The 22,455-nt window shown below is 64.6% G+C and carries 24 protein-coding genes and 1 pseudogene; 13 read left to right on the forward strand and 12 right to left on the reverse strand.

The features are described 5' to 3' along the window. The first annotated feature begins 25 nt into the window (after positions 1 to 25). The 3 genes from VHN57_RS25075 (at position 26) to VHN57_RS25085 (ending at position 4,203) form a co-directional block, all read left to right on the forward strand. Complete coding sequence (locus VHN57_RS25075) at positions 26 to 502, forward strand: YkgB family protein (protein ID WP_010339850.1); 477 nt, start codon at positions 26 to 28, stop codon at positions 500 to 502. Positions 503 to 635: 133 nt separating this feature from the next. After that, on the forward strand, positions 636 to 1,220 hold the full coding sequence (locus VHN57_RS25080; RefSeq protein WP_010339849.1) for a recombinase family protein: 585 nt from the start codon (positions 636 to 638) through the stop codon (positions 1,218 to 1,220). A 4-nt stretch (positions 1,221 to 1,224) separates the two neighbouring features. After that, the gene (locus VHN57_RS25085; protein ID WP_012449407.1) at positions 1,225 to 4,203 is read left to right on the forward strand and encodes a Tn3-like element ISMpo10 family transposase; all 2,979 of its coding nucleotides are present in this window, start codon (positions 1,225 to 1,227) and stop codon (positions 4,201 to 4,203) included. On the opposite strand, the gene VHN57_RS25090 is transcribed toward VHN57_RS25085, so the two are convergent. The 5 genes from VHN57_RS25090 to VHN57_RS25110 are packed head-to-tail and all read right to left on the reverse strand — an operon-like array spanning position 4,154 to position 8,154. Then, positions 4,154 to 4,456, reverse strand: coding sequence for a response regulator (locus VHN57_RS25090; RefSeq protein WP_423286253.1), 303 nt, complete (start codon positions 4,454 to 4,456; stop codon positions 4,154 to 4,156). The two genes, VHN57_RS25085 and VHN57_RS25090, sit on opposite strands and share 50 nt — an antisense overlap. Next, positions 4,453 to 5,547, reverse strand: a complete 1,095-nt coding sequence (locus tag VHN57_RS25095) for a sensor histidine kinase (protein ID WP_423286256.1) — start codon at positions 5,545 to 5,547, stop codon at positions 4,453 to 4,455. Before VHN57_RS25095 ends, VHN57_RS25090 begins: the two co-directional genes overlap by 4 nt. After that, positions 5,544 to 6,296, reverse strand: coding sequence for an ABC transporter permease (locus tag VHN57_RS25100; protein WP_035386401.1), 753 nt, complete (start codon positions 6,294 to 6,296; stop codon positions 5,544 to 5,546). The genes VHN57_RS25095 and VHN57_RS25100 overlap by 4 nt, the downstream gene beginning before the upstream one ends. Next, positions 6,293 to 7,198, reverse strand: coding sequence for an ABC transporter ATP-binding protein (locus tag VHN57_RS25105; RefSeq protein WP_035386402.1), 906 nt, complete (start codon positions 7,196 to 7,198; stop codon positions 6,293 to 6,295). The genes VHN57_RS25100 and VHN57_RS25105 overlap by 4 nt, the downstream gene beginning before the upstream one ends. Next, complete coding sequence (locus VHN57_RS25110; RefSeq protein WP_082132090.1) at positions 7,195 to 8,154, reverse strand: acyl-CoA thioester hydrolase/BAAT C-terminal domain-containing protein; 960 nt, start codon at positions 8,152 to 8,154, stop codon at positions 7,195 to 7,197. The genes VHN57_RS25105 and VHN57_RS25110 overlap by 4 nt, the downstream gene beginning before the upstream one ends. Before the next feature lie 242 nt (positions 8,155 to 8,396). Between VHN57_RS25110 and VHN57_RS25115 the strand changes: the two genes are divergently transcribed. From VHN57_RS25115 to VHN57_RS25125, 3 genes are read left to right on the forward strand one after another with little or no spacing between them, the layout of a single operon-like run. Beyond that, the gene (locus tag VHN57_RS25115; protein WP_125964262.1) at positions 8,397 to 9,041 is read left to right on the forward strand and encodes a recombinase family protein; all 645 of its coding nucleotides are present in this window, start codon (positions 8,397 to 8,399) and stop codon (positions 9,039 to 9,041) included. A gap of 17 nt (positions 9,042 to 9,058) precedes the next feature. Further along, positions 9,059 to 10,699 carry an IS481 family transposase gene (locus VHN57_RS25120; protein WP_206435170.1) on the forward strand — a complete coding sequence of 547 codons (1,641 nt, stop codon included), beginning with the start codon at positions 9,059 to 9,061 and terminating at the stop codon, positions 10,697 to 10,699. Then, positions 10,699 to 11,670: an ExeA family protein gene (locus VHN57_RS25125; protein WP_125964264.1), complete on the forward strand. Its 972-nt coding sequence runs from the start codon at positions 10,699 to 10,701 to the stop codon at positions 11,668 to 11,670. Before VHN57_RS25120 ends, VHN57_RS25125 begins: the two co-directional genes overlap by 1 nt. 168 nt (positions 11,671 to 11,838) lie before the next feature. Here the strand turns inward: VHN57_RS25125 and VHN57_RS25130 are convergent. From VHN57_RS25130 to VHN57_RS25150, 5 genes and pseudogenes are all read right to left on the reverse strand, one after another. Then, positions 11,839 to 12,333, reverse strand: a pseudogene (locus VHN57_RS25130) (ATP-binding protein); the annotation flags it as partial. Next, positions 12,323 to 13,843 carry an IS21 family transposase gene (gene istA / locus VHN57_RS25135; RefSeq protein WP_037513388.1) on the reverse strand — a complete coding sequence of 507 codons (1,521 nt, stop codon included), beginning with the start codon at positions 13,841 to 13,843 and terminating at the stop codon, positions 12,323 to 12,325. The gene istA and the pseudogene VHN57_RS25130, both read right to left, overlap by 11 nt. Before the next feature lie 87 nt (positions 13,844 to 13,930). Continuing rightward, the gene (locus tag VHN57_RS25140; protein ID WP_423286262.1) at positions 13,931 to 14,536 is read right to left on the reverse strand and encodes an SDR family NAD(P)-dependent oxidoreductase; all 606 of its coding nucleotides are present in this window, start codon (positions 14,534 to 14,536) and stop codon (positions 13,931 to 13,933) included. Between the two features lie 33 nt (positions 14,537 to 14,569). Beyond that, complete coding sequence (locus VHN57_RS25145) at positions 14,570 to 15,298, reverse strand: cytochrome c biogenesis CcdA family protein (RefSeq protein ID WP_125990246.1); 729 nt, start codon at positions 15,296 to 15,298, stop codon at positions 14,570 to 14,572. An 8-nt stretch (positions 15,299 to 15,306) separates the two neighbouring features. Continuing rightward, the gene (locus VHN57_RS25150; protein WP_125990248.1) at positions 15,307 to 15,720 is read right to left on the reverse strand and encodes a thioredoxin family protein; all 414 of its coding nucleotides are present in this window, start codon (positions 15,718 to 15,720) and stop codon (positions 15,307 to 15,309) included. A 378-nt stretch (positions 15,721 to 16,098) separates the two neighbouring features. Between VHN57_RS25150 and VHN57_RS25155 the strand changes: the two genes are divergently transcribed. The 5 genes from VHN57_RS25155 to VHN57_RS25175 all read left to right on the forward strand — a co-directional run bounded on the left by VHN57_RS25155 (position 16,099) and on the right by VHN57_RS25175 (position 20,207). Beyond that, the gene (locus VHN57_RS25155) at positions 16,099 to 16,497 is read left to right on the forward strand and encodes an ArdC-like ssDNA-binding domain-containing protein (protein ID WP_423286267.1); all 399 of its coding nucleotides are present in this window, start codon (positions 16,099 to 16,101) and stop codon (positions 16,495 to 16,497) included. 714 nt (positions 16,498 to 17,211) lie between these two features. Then, positions 17,212 to 19,041 (forward strand): reverse transcriptase domain-containing protein, encoded by a 1,830-nt coding sequence (locus VHN57_RS25160; RefSeq protein ID WP_423286270.1) that lies wholly within the window; start codon positions 17,212 to 17,214, stop codon positions 19,039 to 19,041. Next, entirely contained in the window at positions 19,029 to 19,598 is a 570-nt protein-coding gene (locus tag VHN57_RS25165; protein WP_423286273.1) for a zincin-like metallopeptidase domain-containing protein, read from the forward strand. Before VHN57_RS25160 ends, VHN57_RS25165 begins: the two co-directional genes overlap by 13 nt. Then, positions 19,595 to 19,882 (forward strand): hypothetical protein, encoded by a 288-nt coding sequence (locus VHN57_RS25170; RefSeq protein ID WP_267224378.1) that lies wholly within the window; start codon positions 19,595 to 19,597, stop codon positions 19,880 to 19,882. The genes VHN57_RS25165 and VHN57_RS25170 overlap by 4 nt, the downstream gene beginning before the upstream one ends. Further along, complete coding sequence (locus VHN57_RS25175; protein WP_267224380.1) at positions 19,854 to 20,207, forward strand: hypothetical protein; 354 nt, start codon at positions 19,854 to 19,856, stop codon at positions 20,205 to 20,207. Before VHN57_RS25170 ends, VHN57_RS25175 begins: the two co-directional genes overlap by 29 nt. Positions 20,208 to 20,271: 64 nt before the next feature. Here VHN57_RS25175 and VHN57_RS25180 read toward each other — a convergent pair whose 3' ends face one another. Together VHN57_RS25180 and VHN57_RS25185 are read right to left on the reverse strand one after the other, a co-directional pair. Next, positions 20,272 to 20,859 carry a hypothetical protein gene (locus VHN57_RS25180; RefSeq protein ID WP_267224382.1) on the reverse strand — a complete coding sequence of 196 codons (588 nt, stop codon included), beginning with the start codon at positions 20,857 to 20,859 and terminating at the stop codon, positions 20,272 to 20,274. Between the two features lie 28 nt (positions 20,860 to 20,887). Beyond that, on the reverse strand, positions 20,888 to 21,136 hold the full coding sequence (locus VHN57_RS25185) for a hypothetical protein (protein WP_267224384.1): 249 nt from the start codon (positions 21,134 to 21,136) through the stop codon (positions 20,888 to 20,890). Positions 21,137 to 21,616: 480 nt separating this feature from the next. Between VHN57_RS25185 and VHN57_RS25190 the strand changes: the two genes are divergently transcribed. Both VHN57_RS25190 and VHN57_RS25195 read left to right on the forward strand, forming a co-directional pair. Further along, the gene (locus VHN57_RS25190; protein ID WP_267224387.1) at positions 21,617 to 21,808 is read left to right on the forward strand and encodes a hypothetical protein; all 192 of its coding nucleotides are present in this window, start codon (positions 21,617 to 21,619) and stop codon (positions 21,806 to 21,808) included. 46 nt (positions 21,809 to 21,854) lie between these two features. Continuing rightward, positions 21,855 to 22,382, forward strand: coding sequence for a ParB/Srx family N-terminal domain-containing protein (locus tag VHN57_RS25195; protein ID WP_423286279.1), 528 nt, complete (start codon positions 21,855 to 21,857; stop codon positions 22,380 to 22,382). Positions 22,383 to 22,455 lie beyond the last annotated feature (73 nt).

The following is a 22,455-nucleotide window of genomic DNA, read 5'->3' on the forward strand; positions in this document are numbered from 1 at the left end:
TGCGCCATGATGAAAGCGAGGCACCATGTTTTCGACATTACACATAGCTGAAAAGACGACCGGCTCTCGCGGGTCTCTCGCGTTGCTGCGCTGGGCGCTGGTGGTCATCTTTCTCTGGTTCGGTTGCATGAAATTCACGAGCTATGAAGCGATGGGCATCGCGCCATTGATGAAGAACAGTCCGATCATGAGCTGGATTCCGGCCGTTTTTGGGGTGCAGGGTGGAAGCTATTTTATAGGCACCGTCGAGCTCGCGACGGCCGCTGCGCTGATTATCGGTGCTTTCAACAAGACGGCCTCCGCTCTCGGCGCGGCGATGTCATGCCTGACTTATGCCGTGACACTGACGTTTTTCCTGAGCACGCCTGGCGTCGCCGAGCCGACCGCTGGCGGGTTCCCGGCGATTTCGGCCGGAACCGGACAGTTCCTGTTGAAGGACCTGGTGCTTCTTGCGGCATCAGCGTGCCTTCTACTTGCGTCCATACGGACAGCAGACGCGTGACGGCAAACAGGTGATAGGCGACGCTCCGGACCTGCGCTTTTGCCGAACCATACCCGCCTCAGCCCATAACGATCGACAAACCCTGTCGCTTTGATAGGGTGTTCGAAAACATGCTTTCGAGGGTTTGTCGTACATGCTGGTCGGATATATGCGGGTGTCAACGACCGATGACCGCCAAACGGTCGATCTCCAGCGGGACGCGCTCGTCGCAACCGGGGTCGATCATCGGCATCTCCATACCGACAAGGCATCCGGCGCGCGCGACGACCGACCAGGCCTGAAAGCCTGCCTCGACTATCTGAACGCGGGCGACACACTGATCGTGTGGAAGCTCGACCGGCTCGGACGCTCGCTGCCGCACCTGCTGACGATCGTCACCGATCTGAAGGCGCGCGGCATCGCGTTCCGGTCGCTGACCGAGCAGATGGATACGACCACGCCGCACGGCGAATTGCTGTTCTCGCTGTTCGGTGCATTGGCACAATATGAGCGTGCGCTCACGCGCGAACGGGTGATGGCGGGACTGGCTGCTGCCAAACGCCGGGGACGCCAAGGTGGCCGCCCGCCGATGATCGACGCCGAAACGCTCGAGCGGATCACCGCCGCGCTGGATGGCGGGGCCAGCAAGGCGTCCGTCTGCCGGACCTTCAAGGTGCCGCGTTCGACCCTTCTCGGCACGCTTGCCCGGATCGGCTGGACCGCACCGGCCAAGGTCTAAGCCGATGCCGCGTCGCGCCGTCCTGTCGGACGAGCAACGCGCGGCGTTGCTCGCGCTTCCCGACGACGAAACCCTGCTCGTCCAGCACTGGACATTGAGCCGGGACGACTTGGCCATCATCGTCCGCCGGAGGCGACCGCATAACCGGCTGGGTTTCGCGATCCAGCTTTGCGCGCTGCGCTATCCTGGCCGTTTCCTGCGACCCGGTGAACTGATCCCTGATACGCCGCTCGCGTTCGTCGCAGAGCAATTGCAGGTCGGACCCGAGGTGCTGGCCGACTACGCGACGCGCGGCCCGACCCGGTACGAACAGCTCGATGCACTGCGCGATGCATTCGGCTTCATGCCGCTCAGTCGGCCGCTGCGAACGACGTTGCAGGAATGGCTCCTGCCGATCGCGCTGACGACGACCAGCGGGGCTAGGCTGGCGCGCGTGATGCTGGATGAGTGCCGGCGACGGCGCATCATTGTGCCGGGCATCAGTTCGGTCGAGCGGATGGTCGCACAGGCGTTGCTCGATGCCGAACGCCATGTCGCCGAGCATCTGACCCGAGGACTCGATGCTCGACAGCGCCGGCTGCTCGATGCGCTTCTCCTGCCCCACACAGGCACGAACTTGAGCGATCTGGCCTGGGTGCGGCAGTCACCCGGCAAGCCCGGCCGAAAGACATTCGCCGCCATCATCGAGCGACTGACACTGCTTCGGGCCATCGGGATCGATCCGGATATCGCCGTAGGCGTCCATCCCGAGCGCCTCCGACGCCTGTGCCAGGAAGGCGTGCGGCTGACCGCGCAACATGTTCGGACGCTGCAAGCGACGCGGCGTCGCGCCACATTGGTGGCGACCATCCTCGAAACCATCGTTACCCTCACCGACGATGCGGTGCTGATGTTCGATCGCCTGCTTGGGCAGATGTTCCGGCGCGAACAGAACAGCGCGGACACGACACTCAAGCGCAACCGGCGCACCATCAACGGCAAAATCCGGCTGCTTGCCCAACTCGGCGCTGCCTTGCTCGCCGCCAAGATATCAGGTGGCGATATCGGCGCTGCGGTCGAGGCAGCGATCGGATGGAATGATCTCGGCCGCGAGGTCGATGAAGCCCGCAAGCTGATCCGCCCCGATTCGGTCGATCCCGTCGCGGTCGCCGCGACCAATTACCCCGTCCTCCGACAGGTCGGTCCCTCGTTCATCGCCTCGTTCACATTCGGGGCGGTGCCAGCCTGCCATGCGCTCGCGCGAGCGGTCGCGATCATGCGCGACCTTCATTTTGGTCATCTGCGCAAATTGCCTGCAGGCACGCCAGTCGGCTTCATCCGGCAAGCTTGGCGTCGGGCGATCGGCACCGGCATTCCCGATCGCAGGATCTATGAATTGTGCGTGCTGGTCGAGCTTCGCGACCGGCTTCGCGCCGGCGACATGTGGGTCGAGGGAAGCCGACGCTATCGTGCTGTCGAGCAGCAACTCATTCCTGCCCCCGTATTCGCCAACATGCGCGCGGCCGGCCCCTTGCCGATACCGGCACCGGATACGGCCGATATCTGGCTGGCCGAACGACGCGCCCGCCTCGCCCGTCGATTGGCCGAGGTCGAGCGAAAGGCGGAGACGGACGCGCTGGAAGACGTGCAGCTCAGCTTGGGCAGGCTGCGGATTTCGCCCTTGAAGGCGATTACTCCCGAGGAATCCGATACCGCCCTTGCGCCGCTCTATGCGCATCTGCCCGCGATCCGCATCACCGACCTTCTTGCCGAAGTCGATCGATGGACCGGGTTCAGCCAGTGCTTCACGCATCTGCAAAGTGGCCGTGCCGCGGATGAACCACGTGCGATCCTCACGGCGGTGCTCGCCGATGCCACCAATCTGGGCCATACGCGCATGGCGGAAGCCTGCAATCTCGTGACCCAGCGCCAACTCGGTTGGCTCGCCTCGTGGCATCTGCGCGAGGAAACCTACGGTCGCGCGCTCGCCCGGCTTGTCGACGCCCAACACACCGCGCCGCTGGCCGCGCTGTTCGGGTCCGGCACCTCGTCCAGCTCAGACGGTCAGAACTTTCCGCTCGACCGCCGCGCCCAGGCAACCGGCGCAGTCAATCCGCACAAGGGGACAGAGCCGGCTGTCTCCTTTTACAGCCACGTCTCGGATCGCTACGCGCCGTTCCATTCCACAGTTATCTCCGCTTCGGCGAGCGAGGCGGCACAGGTGCTCGACGGGCTGCTCCACCACGGCGCCGATCTGCACATCGAAGAGCATCACGTCGATGGCGGGGGCGTCTCCGACCATGTGTTCGCGCTATGTCATCTGCTTGGGTTCCGGTTCGCGCCGCGTATCCCGAATATCGCCGCACGCCGTTTGCACCTGTTTAACGGCATCGAACCCGGCCCCGATATTGCGCCGCTGGTCGCGGGCCGCATCGACGAAGGTCTGATCGAGGCACACTGGGACGACGTGCTGCGACTGGGAACCTCGATCCGCACAGGCGTCGTCAGCGCCTCGATCATGCTGGAACGGCTCGGCTCCTATCCACGCGCCAACGGCCTGGCACTGGCGTTGCGCGAGATCGGTCGCGTCGAGCGTACCCTGTTCACGCTCGACTGGATCGAGCAGCCCGAACAGCGTCGCCGCGCCACCCGCGAACTCAACAAGGGAGAAGCGGAAAATGCCCTGAAACGCGCCATCTTCTTCCATCGCATCGGCCGTATCCGCGATCATGCGCTGCAAGCCCAAAGCCATCGGGCGAGCGCGCTGAACCTCGTCGCCGGTGCCATCGTCCTGTGGAACACGACCTACCTGCAAGCCGCCCGGATGCATCTCGCCAACCTCGGCCGGCCGGTCCCGCCGGACCTGCTGCAACACCTATCACCGCTCGGTTGGCAGCATATCAATCTCACCGGCGATTACCTCTGGACCGATCCCGATGCGCCATCCACCGCGCTCAGACCGCTTCGCCAGATGCGCGCCGTCGAAGGCACGGCAAAACCTTAGCGTATATCTGGGTCCGTTCTGTGTACCGACCCCGAACAGCGCGAGCGAGATCCAGACCCGACAGCCCCGGCATTTCGATGTCGGTCAGCAGGATGTCGGGTCGGAGCACACGGACATGATCGAGCGCGGCATCGCCGTTCGTCGCACACGCCACCACGGCCAGATCGGGTTCGAGCTCGAGAAGGGCGGCGATTGCGCCGAGCACCATCGCCTGATCCTCCGCCACCACGATGCGGATCGACGGCAGGGTCATGCCGGCACCGTCGCACGGAGTTGTGTGCCCGCGCTATCGGTGACGATCGAAAGGTCGCCTCCTGCTGCGGCGAGCCGCTGGCGCATGCCGGTCAGCCCGTTGCCTTCCCTGAACGATCCGCCGCGGCCGTTGTCGGCCACGGTCAGCGTTGCGCCGTTCGCGCCGCAAGCAATATCGAGGCGGCACTGCGATGCACCCGCATGGCGGATGACGTTGGTCACCGCTTCGCGCAGCGTCATGGCGAGGATCGCTCCGGCACCATCGGCAACCTGGTCGGGATCGCCCACACGCTCGATGGCGACGCCGGCGGTGGCGAGTGCGGCTTGCGATGCCGCCAGTTCGTGCGACAGGCTGCCGCCTGACTGGCCCGCGAGCGCCGCGCGCACCTCCGCCAGCCCGCCGCGCGCCGCGCCGGCGATGGCGGCCAGTTCATCCTTGGCGCGGTCGGGATCGCGGTCGACCAGCCTGCCGGCAAGATCGGCCTTGAGCGCGACCAGCGTCAGTGTGCGGCCGATCACGTCGTGCAGGTCGCGTGCGATCCGCTCGCGTTCGGCGGTGCCGGCGAGGCGGCGCACCTCCTCCTGGGTGCGCAGCAAAGCCTGCGCCCGCTCATAGAAGGCCTCGCGCGACACTGTGGCACTCCCGGTCATGACCACTAGCAAGACGCCGGGCAGCCACCAGAGCGTCGGCTGTGACAGACCGAAGCCGGCTGCTGCTGTGACAACGGCGATCGCGGCGATGGCAACAAACGCGGTTTGCCGCGGACGCGCACGGCCGATCGCCGCAGCGGCGTAGATGGGAAACACGGTCCAGCCCACCGGCAGCGGTGCCAGGGCTATGCCGATGGCGGTGATGGCTGCGGTGGCCCCGATGAGCCGAACTCCCCGGACCCGATGCGCGGCGAAGTACAGCGGCAGGAACAGCGTGAGGCCTATCCCCGTCAGGAAAAGCGTCGCAAGATCGGGCGCTCGCCACAGCCACGGCAGGGGCAGGAAGACGAGATAGACCAGCCAGGGCCAGGGGCCGTCCCACCAACGCTCGCTCGCCGTCCGCATCCCGCCACCTTCCATCGCGACGATGGAACGGGTCAAGCCGGACTCCGCCGCCAGCCTGTCCACGCCCAGAGGGCTGCCACGCCGGTCATTGCCACCGTCATCACGCCATGCACCTCCAGCGATCCGATCGTGTCGGCCCCAACGATGGACCGGGCGATCTGGCCGAGGTGATAGGCCGGTGTCGCTTCACCGATCCCGCGCATCCACGCTGGCAGCATCGCGGAGGGTATCCACAGGCCGCCCAACACGGCCGATCCTAGGAACAGGGCGTTGGCGACCGCCACCGCGCCCTTTCCGCTCATCCGCATACCGATCCCGAAGCCGATCAGCGCGAAGGGAACGGCGGAGGCGAGATGGAGTGCGGTCAGTGCCACCCAGTTGGCGGGAGAAAGCCGGACACCGGCGACGATCGCGAGCAGGTCGATCGCGATGACCGCCATCGCCGTGGCCAGCACCGCGGCTGCGAGCTTCGCGATGACGTAGGCGCTGGCGGGCATCGGCGAGACACGCTTCAGTTCGATGAGACCCTGTTCACGCTCCATCGCCACGCCCGCGCCGAAGCCGAACAGCGCCGGGCCGATGGCCGCGAACACGCCATAGCCGGCTAGGCTCGCCGCAGCTGCGACCGGACTCGGTGCCTTGGCGATTGCCAGCGTGAACAGGCCGTAGAACGCTGCAGGAGTCAGCACCGTGGGCAGCAGGAACTGGGGTAGGCGCAGGCTGCGCTTTACCTCGACCAAGGCCTCGCGGCGCCAGACGCCGGGGGGAAGAGTGTAGGCGGTCATGCGGCGATCCTTCGGTCGGGTGCGAGCAGGGCGGCAATGGCGTCTTCCAACGTGGCGTCGGCGACGCGCAGCGCGGAAAGGGTCGGATCGTCATCGAGCAGCGCGCGTACCGTGGCGGCCGCATCGCTGCTGACGATGCGTAGTTCCGCCCCCTCCGTTGCCGCTTCGCGCGCACCGGGCAGTGCGGACGCGACCGCCGGCGTCATTCTGCCGCGGCAGCGGATCACTGACCCTCCCGCCCGCGCACGAATGGCGGCGGGCGTATCGTCGGCGACGATCCGGCCCCCGGCCATCACCACCACCCGGTCGGCGAGCGCGTCCGCTTCGGCCAGGTCGTGGCTGGTCAGCAACACCGCGCCGCCGCGGTCGGCGACTCCACGGACGGTACGCCACAAGCCACGCGCAGCCTCGCGGTCCATCGCGGCGGTCGGCTCGTCCAGCACAAACAGGTCGGGGCGGCCGCAAATGGCGAGCGCGTACTGCACGCGCCGGACCTGCCCGCCCGACAGCGCACCGCAGCGGCAATCGGCCAGTTCGGCCAGACCCGCCAGCGAAAGCGTTTCGCTCAGGCTGAGCGGATGATGATAATAGCCGGTGTGCAGCATGACCAGTTCGCGGACCGTCAGCACGTCCGGCAAGCCGGCCGCCTGGAGCATGACCCCCATCCGGCCGCGGGCCTCGGCCCGGCGCGGATCGAGATTGAACAGCCGGACCGTTCCCGCGTCGGGCGACAGCCGACCAGTGAGAAGAGAGACGGTAGTCGTCTTGCCGGCCCCGTTGGGGCCGATCAGCGCCGTGACCACGCCGGTGTCGAGCGTCAGGTCGAGGGCCTCGAGAACGGGCCGGCGTCCCAGCATCTTGCGCACCCCGGTCAGCCGTGCTGCGGGGGTACGAGCGGTCATCGTGCGGTGCTCCGCTTCAGGGCCGCGTCGATCGCTGCCAGCACTTTGGGCCAGCTATCGGTACGTGCCGCGGTCGTGCCGGCACTCGTGCCCCCGAAGAAGCTCAGCATGGCGGCGTTCTGCGCACTGGCCTCCACGGGCGGTCCGAACGCGGCGTGGCCTGCTTCGGGATACGAAAGCAACGTGACCGGATGCGTGAAACTGCGGGTCCGCAGGCGTTCCTGGATCGCCTGCGACATCGGGCAGGAGGGCCAAAGGGAATCGCGCTCGCCGCAGACCATCACGATCGGTCCGTTGACCCGCTCGGCAGGGATGCTTGCACGTTCGACCGCCGCGGCGTCGTTCAGTCCATCGGCGTATAGCGCGTGAATGCCCTTCCATTCGCCGGTCCATCCGTACGGCACGAAGGGCACCGGCTTGCCGTTCTCGCTCCACGACGCTTCGGTCACCAGGTTGGCATTGTCGATCCCCGGCCAGGTGACGCTGGACGGCACACCCAGCACGGTAATCCTGATATCGGAGCGGCGCGATGCGACCAGCAGCGCGGCTTCCGCACCTTTGGAGGTGCCGATCACGCCGATCCGATCTCCGGCGACCTCGGCCTGTGCCTTCAGCCAGTCGAGCGCGCGGTCGAACGTCTCCACGGGGATCATCTTGAGCGTGGCAGGCTGCCCGGGACTGCCGAAATAGGAAAGGTGCAGAACCGCATAGCCTCGTTCGGCAAGCAGCCGCGCCTCGCGTGCGCCGCCTTTGGACAGCCCACCCTCGGAACCGCCCAGCAGGAGTATGGCCGGCACAGGGCGGGACGCGGCAGGAAGATAGAAGTCCGCGACCATCTCGGGCGTTCGAATCCGCCGTGGCTCGCTCTCTGACGGCATGGCCACGACCCCGGATGGTGTCGAATCCGGCATCGCCACTTGCGCTGCGGCAACGGCGAAAAGAGTGGCGAGAAGCATGACACGGCCCTTTGCAGATGAGCCGTCATTGTGATCGGCAAAGCGGCTGCCGCGTAGTGACGTTTGTCATCTCGACGTGATGACAAAAGGCACGTCTGCTCGACATCACCGCAAGGAAAACGAACGGTTTTCTGGCGGTTGCGATTTGCACCGTCGTGGCGACATAGTTTGGTCAGAAAACCCGTTGCAGAAACCAGCGCCACATTGCAGGTTGCCGGCTGTCTTTTCTGGCGGGGTCGGCATTGCTCATCGGCTATATCCGGGTGTCGAAGTCGGACGGGTCGCAGACGCTCGCACCGCAGCGGGACGCGCTGCTGGCCGCCGGCATCGATCCGTCGCGCATCTACGAAGATCTCGCGTCGGGTCGTCATGATGCCCGACCGGGGCTGACGGCGTGCTTGAAGGCTTTGCAGCCCGGCAATACCCTGGTCATCTGGAAGCTGGACCGACTGGGACGCGACCTGCGTCACCTGGTGCTGACCGCGGAGGCGCTTCGCGAACGCGGTGTGGGCCTCAAGGTGTTGACTGGTGCCGGCGCACAGATCGACACCACGTCGGCCAACGGGCGTCTCGCCTTCGGCATCTTCGCCGCCTTCGCCGAGTTCGAACGCGAACTGATCGCCGAACGTACCCAGGCGGGGCTGGCAGCCGCGCGGGCGCGGGGCCGTCTCGGCGGTCGCCCCCGCAAGATGGATCGTGCGACGCTTTCAATGGCAATGGCGGCTATGTCGGACCGGGAGGCAATTGCGGCCGACGTGGCACGTCGCCTCGGTATCACGACGACGACGCTCTATGCCTATGTCAACGGTGACGGCAGCCCCAAGGCACCGGGGCAGGCATTGCTCGATGGCGTGCCGTTCCGCAAAGAGCAGACGCAGGCCGCGTGATGGGCGCGGGCGTCACGATCCCCGTCGAGGCGATCGTGACCCTGCGGCGTCGCCTTTCGGCGCTACCGGCGCGGCACCCGGAGCGCGGGCCGCTGCTGGTGCAGACCGCCGATCTGTACGGTGTGAGCCGCGCCACGCTCTACCGGCTGCTGCGCGGCGAGCGCCGACCGAAGGATGCTCACCGCGCCGATCGCGGCACGCCGCGCATCATGCCGGCCGACGAAATCGAATGGTGGTGCGAGGTGGTCGCGGCGATGAAGGCGCGCACCACCAACCGGCAGGGTCGCCGCCTGTCTACCAACCGTATTCTTCAGATCGTCGCCGAACATGGCGTCGAAACGCCCGACCGGGGACTGGTGAAGCTGACGCCCGGCAGGCTCACCGCCTCGACTCTCAACCGGCACATGCGCCGGCTCGGTTACGACACTGCGCGACTTACCCGCGAGCGACCGGCGGTCCGCTACCAGGCGGAGCGGTCGAACATGCTGTGGCATTTCGACATGAGCCCTTCCGACCTGAAGCAATTGAAGGTGCCGACGTGGCTCGATCCGGACCGGCAGGGCGCACCGACGCTGATGTTGTTCTCGGTCATCGATGACCGCTCCGGCGTTGCGTATCAGGAATATGCACTGGTCTACGGCGAGGATGCCGAAGCGGCGCTGCGCTTCCTGTACCGTGCCATGGCACCGAAGGAAGACAATCCGTTCGGCGGGATCCCCGACAGCATCCAGATCGACGGTGGCCCGGTCGGCAAATCGGCGGTGTTCAACCGGGTCATGGAGTGCCTCGGCATCGAGGTGATCCGCCATATGCCGAAGGGCTCGGACCCGCACCGCACGACGGCGCGCGCCAAGGGTAAGGTCGAGCGCCCTTTCCGCACCGTGAAGGAAGCGCACGAAACCCTCTACCACTTCCACGAACCCGACAGCGAGGACGAGGCCAACCGCTGGCTGGCGCGCTATGTCACGACCTACAACAACGGCGGGCATCGCCACGAGCAGCGCTCCCGCATCGAGGACTGGTTGGCCCGGTTGCCCGAAGCCGGCATCCGCGCGATGTGCACTTGGGAACGCTACTGCGCATTCGCCCGCGAACCCGAGCGACGCCGGGTCGGGATCGACTGCCGGCTGACCGTCGCCGGCGTCACCTATGAGGTGTCGCCTGAGGTAGCCGGTGAGACTGTCGTGGTATGGTGGGGCCTGTTCGACCGGGAACTCTGGGTCGAGCATGGCGAGGAACGGTACGGCCCGTTCGATCCGGTCGGCGGGCCGGTACCGCTTCACCGCTATCGCAAGCACCGCAAGAGCCGGCGCGAGGTACGCGCCGACCGGGTGGACGAGCTGGCGACCCGCATCGGCATCCCGCGCTCGGTACTGTCCGGCGAAACCGACGTCGTCGTGACGGTGCTGCCGACGACAAACAGCGCGGCCGTGCCGTCGCGCTCGTTTGTCGACCCTGATCCCTTCGCCGAGCTTACCTTCGCCACCCCGCTCAAAGCGCGCATGGCGATCGCGGATGAGCTGCGCCTGCCGCTCGGCAGCCTTGGCGAGGAAGATCGCGGCTTTATCGACGCGCTGCTCGCGCGCACCTTGTCCCGCCCCGAGGTCATGGGCGAAATCCGCCGGCGGTTCCCGCCCGGACACAAACGGAGCGGCTGATGCAGACCGAGGTGATGCGCTATTACGGGCTGGCAAGGCCACCGGTCGATCTCGGCTTCTTCGAAACCGAGCATCACGCGCAGCTCGCCCATGATCTGAAGACCGCCATCTCGGGCGGCCGGCTGATCGCGCTCACCGCCACCATCGGCTCCGGCAAGACCGTTCTGACCCGCCGGTTGCGCGAAGAGCTCGAGCGCGACGGGCGTGTCATCGTCTCGCGAGCGTTGAGCCTGGAGAAGGCGAAGATATCGGTGCCGCTGCTGGTGTCGGCGTTGTTCTACGATCTGTCCGCCGACAAGACCGTTTCCATCCCCAGCCAGTCCGAGCGCCGCGAGCGCGACCTGATCGAGCTGTTCCGCAAAGCCAAGCGGCCCGTCGCCCTGTTCGTCGACGATGCGCACGACCTGCATCCCAAGACGCTCACCGCGTTGAAGCGCCTGGTCGAGCTGGTGACCGAGGGCGGCGGGCAACTCGCCGTCATCCTCGTAGGCCACCCCAAGCTGCGCAACGACCTCAAGCGTCCGCAGATGGAGGAGATCGGCGACCGCACAACGGTGTTCGAGTTCGGCGGCCTGCGTAACTGCCAGCGCGATTTCATCGACTGGGCGTTGCGCGCTGCTCTGTTACCGGGGATCGAGCCGGAGGAAGCGCTGGTCGATGACGCTGCTATCCTGCTCGCCGCCAGACTAAAGACCCCGCTTCAGATTGGTCGGCACCTGGTGCGCGCGTTCGAGGCGGGCTTCGATGCCAGCGTCAAACCGGTCGATGCCGCGACCATCGACAGCATCCTGTCGCGCCAGATCGACGATCTCGAACCCCAGCTCACCCGGCACGGCTATGACACCCGCATGCTCGCCGAACAGTTCGACGCCAAGCCGGCCGAGATCCGGAAGCTGCTGCGTGGTGGCCTCGACCCGGTGCGTACCCGGGAACTCACTGACGAGATGCGCGCGGCAGGGTTGCCGCTGTAGTAGCGTCAGGCTGGCATCCTGCGCTACCGGATCAGCAATGTGCGTCCGTCTCACCGATCGTGCGCTGCGTCTCATGGAATGTGCGTCGAGCGAGACTATCCGTCTCAACTAATGTGCGCCAGAAACCGCTCGTTATTGCGCGTCCGGGCGAACATCATTGCAGGCCGCTATACGTAGCAGGCGTTCTGCCAGTTGGCCGGACCGGTTCAAAGCCTTTTCCTGCTCAAGCGCATTGACGAGATCGACCGTGGAGAAGAAGCGGGCCTTCTTGCGGTGATGTTCGACAGCCTGGACGCCCAGCGCCGTTGCGATATGGCTTTTGCCGGTTCCGGGCCCGCCGATCAGCACGACGTTGTCGGCGTTTTCCATGAAGTCGCCCTGGTGAAGCTGACGCACTAGTGCTTCATTGATCTCGCTGGCGGTAAAATCAAAGCCAGCCAGATCCTTGTAGGCCGGGAAGCGGGCCGCCTTGATCTGATAGGCGATGGACCTGACCTCCCGCTCGGCCATTTCTGCTTTCAGGAGCCCAGCCAACATCGGCAAGGCAGCATCGAAGGCAGGCGCGCCCTGCTGGATCAGTTCGTCGACGGCCTGAGCCATGCCGAACATCTTAAGGCTACGCAGCATGACGATGACCGCAGCGCTGGCAGGGTCATGTCGCATGGCGGATCTCCCTCAGCCTGTCATAGCGAACGACATTGGCCTCGGGCTCCTGCGTCAGACGCAGCGCCTGAGGCGCATCGATCGGCGCTGCTGGAGGCGCCTTGCCATCGATCAGTCGGTGCAACACGTTGAGAACGTGGGTCTTGGTGGCGACACCAGCTTCCAGGGCTAACTCAACCGCCCTCAGGACAGCCTGCTCGTCGTGATGAAGAACCAGGGACAGGATCTCGACCATCTCTCGGTCGCCGCCTGGGCGCTTGAGCAGATGGCCCTGTAACTCCCGAAAGGCCTCGGGCATCTCGAGAAAGGGGGCACCATTGCGCAGGGCGCCGGGCTTGCGCTGGACCACCGCCAGATAATGCCGCCAGTCATAGATTGTGCGTCCCGGCTTGTTATGAGAGCGATCGATAAGCCGGGCATGTTCGCATACGATCTGGCCTTCGGCCGCTATGACAAGACGATCCGGGTAAATCCTCAGGCTGACCGGACGGTTCGCGAACGAAGCAGGCACCGAATAGCGGTTGCGGTCGAAGGCGATAAGGCAGGTTGGAGATACGCGCTTGATCTGCTCGACAAAGCCATCGAAGGGCCGGCCCAGCGGCATCAGGCAGGACGCTTCCTCGGCATGCACATCGGCCACAGTGCCGGGCATGGCGCCATGCTGGATCTCGCTCCATTGGGCGATGCATTGAGCTTCCAGCCAAGCATTCAGTTCAGTCAGACCAGGGAAGCTGGGCATCGGTTGCCACAACCGGCGCCGAGCATCCTGGACATTCTTCTCGACCTGACCCTTCTCCCAGCCAGAAGCCGGATTGCAGAAATCCGTCTCGAACAGATAATGGCTGGCCATTGCAGCGAACCTGGCATTGACCTGCCGCGCCTTCCCCGTCCCGATCTTGTCGACAGCGGTCCTCATGTTGTCGAAGATGCCGCGCTGCGGCACACCGCCCAGCACCCGGAATGCCTGCGTCAGCGCGTCGAACAGCATCTCATGGGTTTGAAGCAGATAGGCTCGCACGATGAAGGCGCGACTATGCGCGAGTTTGGTATGAGCGACCTGCAGTTTCGTCACTTTGCCGTCCAGCACGGCATAATCCTCGCTCCAGTCGAACTGGAAGGCCTCGCCAGGCTGGAAAGCCAAAGGAACGAACGTCCCGCGTCCGATAGTCTGCTGTTCATACTGAAGCTCGGTCCGCCATCGGCGGGCAAAGGCGGCCACCCGGTTATAGGAGCCATCGTAACCCAGCTCCACCAGATCCACGTAGAGTTGCTTGGCGGTCCGCTTCTGCTTGCGGGATTTCTTGGATTCCACCCGCAGCCAAGCCGACAGCTTGTCCGCGAAGGGATCGAGTTTGCTGGGGCGCACCGGAACCTTGAAACTGGGCTCCACCGCATCGGAACGCAGGTATTTGCGAATGGTGTTGCGCGATAGGCCGGTCCGTCGCTTGATCTCCCGAATGGAAATCTCCTGCCGGAAATGCCATCGGCGGATCACACTGAGTAAGTCCATGTTGATCACTCCAAGACCCTCCGACTGACAGCCAGAGGGGAGAGAAACATGGGTCAATTCTCAGTGGAAACTTATAGCGGCCCCGGGTCACTTCTCAGTGACAATCAACACGGAGGTGGCCATCATCGGGGTCTCCGTGGCGGTCGGGTAGACCGTCAGGACGCGGACACCTTCCCCGTCCAACTCGCGGCGCAGCGCCTCGCCGAAATGCGCGATGCCGGCCTTCACCGCAGCATAGGGCGTGTAGAACGCCATGCCGACGAGCGCGATGCCCGAGCTGACGTTCACGACCAGCGCGTCTGCGCGCTCCTTCAGAAGCGGCAGCGCAGCACGCGTGAGCAGGATTGGACCCGTCAGGTTCACCTCGACCATCTGGCGGATCTCGTCTTCTTCGATCGCCTCGAGGCGTCCCGCCCGCACACCGCCGGCATTGTTGACGAGGATGTCCAGGCCGCCGAGCGTCCGCGTCGTGAGATCGAGAGACCGGGCGCGACCATCGGCCGTCGTCACGTCAGCCGAGACTCCGCTGACCGTGCCCAGGCTCCGCAGCTCACCCAAAGCCTTGTCGACCGCCTCCTGTCGGCGGCCAGTGATGGCGACGCTCGCGCCCGCCCTCAGCAACTCGCGCGCGATCTCGAGGCCGATGCCGCTCGAACCGCCCGTCACCAGGGCACGCTTTCCGCTAAGGTTCATGTTTCAACTCCATGGAGGGTCACGACAGAGGGGTTAGAACTGGGTCGACCATTCGGTCATCCAGTCCGGGAGATGGTCGAGCGCGAACGCTTCGACCTTGCGGTCGAACCCGGTCAGGATGAAGATGCCGACCAGGAGGAGGAGGACGCCCAGCACCGCCTTCCCGCGGCCGCCAGCCATCATCATGCGACCACGCCACCGGGCGAGCGCACCGCGTGCCGCAAAGGCGATGACCAGCAGCACGGTCGAGATGCCGAGCCCGAAGGCGATCATGACGAGGGCGACTTCGCCCAGGTCCTTGCCTTCGGCCGCGAGTGCGACCGCAGCGCCCAACGTCGGGCCGACACAGGGCGCCCAGACGATGCCGAGCAGTGCCCCGACCAGCGCCTGTCCCCACAGTCCCGCCCTGTCGTCCAATGCCGTTTGGCGCCGGCTCGCCCAGGCGGCGAGCGGGGTCGCCAAGCGGGTAAGCACGTCCTGCAGCTTCGGCACGAGCAGGACTATGCCGGCAACGCAAAGAACGACCGCGCCGGCCGCGCGAACGACCAGCGTGTCGAGCCCGAGCGCCTGGCCGAAGGCGGCAACGATGAACCCGGTCGCCGTGAACGAGACTACCAGCCCCGCAGCCAGCGCCAGCGGCGCGAAACGATGCCGCTGCGCCGCAGACGAGAGTACGATCGGCACCAGCGGGAGGACGCAGGGCGACAGAATGGTGAGCGCGCCCGCCGCATAGGCAAGCGCGGGATTGAGAGCGGACGCCATCCTCCGCGTCAGGCGATCGCGCTGTGGATCACCGCGGAAACCTTGCCGTCATCGGTCTCGTGCGCGATCCGGGCCGTCTCGCGCTTGCCGTGGAACGCGATCACCGTCGACTGCATGGTCGCCCCGAACTTCTGCCACAGCGGCTTTTGCGTGTCGTAGTCGATGCGGAACACCTGCATGTCGCGATACGCAGGCTCGGCCGTCACTCGGGCGATCGTCTTCGCCTGCTCCCGGCAGACCGGACACCAGGGAGCATGGACCCAGACGAGGATCGGCTTGCCCGCCTTCTGCGCAGCGTCGAACGCTGCCTGATCGAACGGCCGTACTGCGGGCGCGGCGGCAACGGCAGGCGCCGCCACCATCACGGTGGGAATGCTGGCGGCTAGAACAGTAAGTGCCGCGATCGAAGATGCGTAGCGCATAGGAACCTCCCTGACATTGAAGCTTCCGCTCCTACGGATCGTCCCTGCATCTGGTTACACGTCCCCCAACGGCATTTAGAACTGTGCCGCGCCTGAGGCGCGGCGCCCCCTTGATGCCAGTGCCCTCCTACCAGGAGGGCAATCGGCGCCGGGGAACACCAAGGGCGGCTGCCCTTTCGTTCCCGAACGACAATCGACCGCCCGTGTAATCCGCCAAGCGTGGCGCCCGACGCCCTGCAGGGCGCCGGCCACGCTAAGGCGGCTCGCCCGCGCCAGCGGTAGATTCTCGCCCTCCCTCCCCATCCCGTTCCTCGCCGGAAAGGCAGAGCCGGTTGCTGTTGCGACCGGCTTTCAGCCTCGAAGGAAAGGAAAAGTGACATGGGACGGATCACCGACAACCGAGCCGACATCTATCAAGAAATCACTGACCAGATGATCGCCATGATCGAGGCAGGCACCCGGCCTTGGTCGAAATCGTGGAACGGCAGCACCGCGCTCAACATCCCGCTCCGCTCGACCGGCGTTCCCTATCGCGGCATCAACGTCCTGACCCTGTGGGTCGCTGCCATGACGAAGGGCTATGCCTGCCCGCATTGGCTGACCTTCAAGCAGGCGCTCGCGCTCGGCGGTTGCGTCCGCAAGGGCGAGAAGGGTTCAACCGTCGTCTATGCCAACAAGATCGAGGTGGACGCCGACGAAGGCGGAGAGCGTGGCGAGGATGGCAAACGACAGGTGGCGTTTCTCAAGCGCTACACCGTGTTCAATGGTGCGCCGTAACGGCGGAAGTATAAAGGAGCTCTACCATGAGTAGATGATCTTGCTGGCTATAGATCATGCCCACTGAACTAACCTCGGCTAGCAATAGCTGTGATCCCGAAAGGGACGGGGAAAAGTAGCATGTTCAGAAAAGGTCCGGAAGCGCCAGAACCATTCGCGGCGTCATGGATCAGGGCAAGACGTGTATGGTGAAAGCTATACTGCCTGAACCCCAGTTTGCAGCGGCTAACAACGTGAGCGGTGTCGCAGGATGGTTGACGCGGCACATCGGAGAAATGGAGGAAAGGGCGTTGAGTTCCTCCCGAGCAAGCGGTCATGCCGCGAGCCTGCCAGCTTCTCCGGCGCACCCTCTGTAGGGAGGGGCAAGTGAACGAACGGGGCACCTAACCACGTCGGAACTCCGACTTCCGTAATTGCGGGATCGCCTAAACAGGACGGCTTGCCGGACCTGCATGGCGACGGAGCCGCCATAGTACTCAAATGCCCGGCGTAATGGCCGGGACAGTCTCCACACCAGTGGGGAACGAGCGCGGCCATAAGTGCGGGGCAACCCGTGCGAAAAGCCTCAACGCTCGGGGGAAGGGCGGCAGCGACTGCGATCAGACAACCTCACGAGGAGGTGTGCTAATGCTGCCAGATACCATCGAGAGGGCCGTCAGATCACTCCCGACCATCATCAGGTCGGGTCGGCGGGTCAATGGACTCTTCCGCCTCATGAAAAGCCCGCTCCTTTGGGAGCATGCCTATCAGCAGATCGCGCCGAACAAGGGTGCGATGACGCCGGGCGTTGACGGCAAGACACTCGACGGCTTCTCGCCCGAGATGGTCAGGTCGATCATCGACCGGTTGGCGGACGGAAGCTATCGGCCCAAGCCGGTACGTCGGGTGTATATCCCGAAAGCCAACGGCAAGAAACGGCCGCTTGGCGTGCCGACCACGGAGGACAAGCTCGTCCAGGAAGTGGTGCGGACGCTCCTTGAGCAAATCTATGAACCGCTGTTCTCGCAGCACTCGCATGGGTTTAGGAAAGAGCGATCGTGCCATACGGCGTTGGAATCCATCCGCGCCAAATGGACGGGGGTGAAGTGGCTGATCGACGTCGATGTTGTCGGGTTCTTCGACAATATCGATCATGATGTTCTGATCGGCCTGCTGGAAAAGCGGATCGCGGATCGTCGCTTCGTGCGTCTGATCCGAGGCTTGCTCAAGGCGGGCTATATCGAGGACTGGGTCTATCATCGGACCTACAGCGGCACACCTCAGGGCGGTGTCGTCTCGCCGATGTTGGCGAATATCTACCTCCATGAGCTTGATATGTTCATTGAGGCCCGGATCGCCAGCTTCACCAAGGGCGACAAACGCGGGTTCACGAAAGATTATCGTCGAATCCGCAACCGCACTTCTTACCTGCGTCGGAACGTGGATGCGCTGCGAGCCCAAGGGCTTGCGGACTCCCCGAAGATCACCTCCATGTTGGAGGAGATCGGTCGGCTCAAGGCAGAACGGGCAACCGTTCCGGCCAGCGACGCCCTCGATCCCAACTATAGGAGACTGCGATACTGCCGCTATGCCGATGACTTCCTCATCGGTGTGACCGGCAGCAAAGCGGATGCACGCCAGTTGATGGACGAGGTCAGGGTCTTCCTGACCGACACCCTGAAGCTGGAAATGTCCGCCGAGAAAAGCGGAATCCGAAAAGCCACGGATGGGGCGCGGTTCTTAGGATACGAGGTCTGCACCAGTACCAACCGTAATCCGCACAAGGCGATCTTCGATGGTCGTCCGACCTTGCGGCGCGGCTTGGCTGACCGGCTGCGGCTTCGCGTTCCGAGGGATCGGGTTGTCCGGTTCGTCAACGACAAGGGCTGGGGCGACTATGAAGCCTTCCGCCCGCGTGGTCGGCCCGCACTGCGCTTCGCAAGCGACGTGGAGATCGTCCTTGCCTACAATGCCGAATGGCGCGGCTTTGCGAACTATTATGCCCTAGCTGACGACGTGAAGCGCAAGCTAAACAAAGGCGGTTACTTCGCCCTGTTCTCCTGCGTCAAAACCATCGCCGCCAAGCATAGGACATCGGCTCGCAGCGTCTTCGCCAGACTGCGGCGTGGGATGGACTTCTTCATCCGCTTCGAGGTGGGAAATGAACCCCGCGCGATCAAGCTGTGGCAGTTGAAGGACCTGCGACGACATGTACGAACGTGGGGCGGGATCGATAATCCCCGCTCAGCTCAGTTCGTGTTTAGCAGGACAGAGTTGGTCGAACGGCTCAATGCTCGCCAGTGTGAGCGTTGTGGTCGGGAAGACCTGCCCTGCGAAATCCATCACGTCCGCCGGGTCGCGGAGATGCAATATGCCGGACTGTCTCGCCATATGCAGGCAGCACGGCAGCGCAAGCGCGTTGTCCTATGCGTGGCTTGCCACAATAGCATCCACGCCGGTCAACCAACCGACCGCCAACGGCGGATAGCACGCAGTCGTGGAGAGCCGGATGCGCTGAAAGGTGCACGTCCGGTTCGGAGGGGGGCCGAGCAATGTTCTCTCTGAGACCTTGCCGGCCTACCCTACCCGAGCAGATTGACGGCATCGAAGCCAAATATGCAGCTCCCGCGCCGATCATCACCGCGACTAATCCCGATGAGCGCGACGCCGAACTGGACGCGCTCTTTGCCCGCGTGCCTGTCACCCTCAAGCACTTCGGTTCCCAGCCCTATTATCAGCCGAGCGGCGACCATGTCGTCATGCCCGAATTTACTGACTTCCATACCAGCGACGATTATTATTCGACCCTAGCGCATGAGCTGTGCCACGCGACGGGTCACGTCGACCGCCTAGCCCGCCCCTCACTCATTTCCACGGAGCGCGAAGACTACGCCCGCGAGGAACTGGTTGCCGAGCTTGGGGCCGCGTTCGTCAGCGCGACGATTGGCATCAAGCTCCACGACCGCGAGGACCACGCCGCCTATCTGGCGAACTGGTTGCAAGCGCTGCGCAATGACAAGCGGTGCATCTTCACGGCGGCGCGGCTCGCGCAGGACGCGGCCGATTGGCTGCTGACCCGCATGGCCGTCGAGACGGCGACCGAACTTGAGGAAGCGGCATGATCCAGCCCGACGACACCGGCCCCGAAGGGGGCCGGGCAGTCGCGAGCCGGTTGGTCTATGACCCCCGCCTCGCGACCGTGGACGAGGCGACGTTCAACAAGCTGGTCGCGCTGATGCGCGACGGCGCGCCTATCAAAGGCGTTGTTCGCCCGCCGGTTGGTCGGCGTTCAACCCGATCTATTCGGAGCGAAGCCGATCACCCACATGCACCGCGCGAAGCCCGGCCCCGCCTCGACCTGGAGTCCGGAACCTGTCGTGGAAAAGCTGGTCCGGGCTGCGCATGATCCGCAAGCGACGTTCGGCGTCGGGCGACCGTCCCTGTCGCCCGAGGAGCGAGCCGCCGTCCTCGACGGCGCGGCGAACTGGCTGCGGATCGCGCAGCGCGTCCGCATCGTCGGATCGTTCGCCTCCTATGATGGTCGCGCCGAACGGCGCATCGGCCGCAAGGGTGTTATCTGGCGCTTGTGCAGCCCGGTCGTTGCGGATCACACCTATGTTTATCTCGACCCGATCGGCGCCGAGCGTGTCGAGAAAATCGCGATGGTGGAGCTGCGCGACATCGAGCCGACCGATGACGCGCTACTGGTCTCCGTCCCCTTTGTCGTTTGACCGTCTCCCGGATCGCGCGCCGCTGCCCCACTGAGCGGGCCAGCGGCGCTGGGGGCGTCGAGGATCAGCCGTCGATGAAAATCGGCGTGCCGCCTTCCGGCTGCACGTGACGAAGGTAGCCAGCGAGGAAGTCCAACCCGTTCGCCCACGCGATGGCGGCCTCCTCGGCAGTCGGATACCAGCCCGTGTTCACCGTCACCGACACGGTAAAGCCCATCGTATCCGTGCGGCGGAACGTCGCGCCCATCAGCTCCCAGTGAAAATGAACCTTGTCGTCGAATTTCATCACGTGAAGCGCGCGGTCGAAGTGGAAGAACACCGGGAAATAGCTTCCCGCGTCAGCGACCTTCTCGGCTGAATCGAAGGCAAACTCCACATATCCGCTCACGCGGTGCCCCTCGCTCTCGTCGACGAGCGCGCTCACGCATCCCACACTTCCAAAAGCCGATTCCGGCGCGTTCAGCGAGGCAACCAGGTCGTGCAGCGCCTCGTCGCGTGCGAGCTCGGGAATGTCGGCGAGGCGATCGAGCCTGCCCTTCAGGTTCTTGAAGCCGTAATTGGCGTCGCCATCCTCGCGGATCTCGCCAGTCCCGCCATAGGGGATGCCCTTGCCCTCCTGGGAAATCTGCAATGCGTTGGTGTAGCTGGGCACGAGCGTTCCTTGTCTTCGCGAATTGGGATCAGCGCAGCGTTCGCAGATAGCCACTGCCGTATGGTTCCAGGTGAAGCTCGTCGACGTCCTTCCCAAGATCGCTGTTCTGATTGGGTGGTCCGATCACCGAAACATAACGGCGCCGCACCAGCCCATCGATCGCCTGTTCCATGTCGGCCGATGTAGAGCCTGCCCGTGCCGGCAACCCCGCGATCAGGCCGCGCCTGTCGCGCAGCTCGCGCATGATCCAGTCTTGCAATTCGCTCAACGCCATCATGCCTGTCCTCAACAAGCCCTTCGCAGATGACCAACATAAGGCTTTGAGAGCTTCGCTTCGAGATGGGGCGCGGCCCTGCCGGGCACGGCTCTAGCGTCACGCGTGCCGCCCGAGCCACCGTGCCGGCGTCTCGGCCCATGCGGGTAACGATCCTCGCGTGAGCTGTGCCACGTGGCACACCTATGGCCGCGCCGAAGAGGCGCGACATCACCCGCAGAGCTGCGCGGCCCTCCCCCGAAGGCCCGCCTTGCGGGGAACACCAGGGCTGCTGCCCTTTCGTTCCCGAAGGAAAATAGACGGCCCCGTGTGGTCCGCCAAGCACGGCACCCGACACCCTAAGGGGCGTCGGCCGCGCTAGGCGGCCTGCCCGCGCCAGACCATCGATTTTCCTCCTCCCTCCCCGTCCCGCTCCTCGCCGGAGAGGCAGACCCGGTTGCTGCGGCAACCGGCTTTCAGCCGCAGGAAGAAGGAGGAACGAGAATGGCTTACACCCGATACAAGGGCGATCCCTACTGGAAGCGCGCCAAGGTGGCTGGAACCAGCCCTGACGGCATCCCCTACGCCAAGGGCGACCGGGTCTTCTTCTACCCGCGCACCGGCGCGACCTACGCGGGTGACAGCGCGGCGCGCGCATCCGCCGAGTTCGACGAGCTGGCGAGCCTCGAAGGCTGACCCCCTCCCCCATCGACACCACCACTACAGATCAAGGAACATCATCATGGGTATCACGACCATCAAGCTGTCGCAGCTTCGCATTTCTCCGCTCAATCAGCGCCATGTGAAGCCTTCCGCCATCGAGAGCATGGCCGACGACATTGCCGCACACGGCCTGTTGCAGAACCTTGTCGCCTACGAGGACGAGGGCCTGTTCTATGTGTTCGCCGGAGGGCGGCGCTATCGGGGCCTCAAGGAACTGGTGAAGCGCAAGCAGATCAAGAACAGCGATGCGTTTCCGGTCGAGGTCCGCACCAAGGAAGAAGCCATCGAACTGTCGCTCGCGGAGAACTTTCAGCGCGAGGACATGTTAGGTCATGTGTCCAGATTGTCCTTCGATAGAAAGAATAAGAGAATGGTGTGCTTGTTCCAGGCCGCCCGCAGCGCTTACCCGAAGAGCTGGCGGAGGGCGGCCTGGAACAAGCACTTGCGCGGCGGTTGTGGTATTGTCCCGCTTGCGATCGGGGGCGACGAGTCCGTCACACGGACGCCCTTGGGTTTATCGGCGCGCCTGAGCGCGCCGCACATTTAAGCATGGGGCAGAAACTGTCCTTTTGAGCGTAATCATGGGCTCTGAACGGCAATAGGCTGTCCTGCTATCGGGC

It is taken from the genome of Sphingobium salicis subsp. salicis, assembly GCF_049472635.1.
Taxonomy (GTDB): Bacteria; Pseudomonadota; Alphaproteobacteria; order Sphingomonadales; family Sphingomonadaceae; genus Sphingobium; species Sphingobium yanoikuyae_A.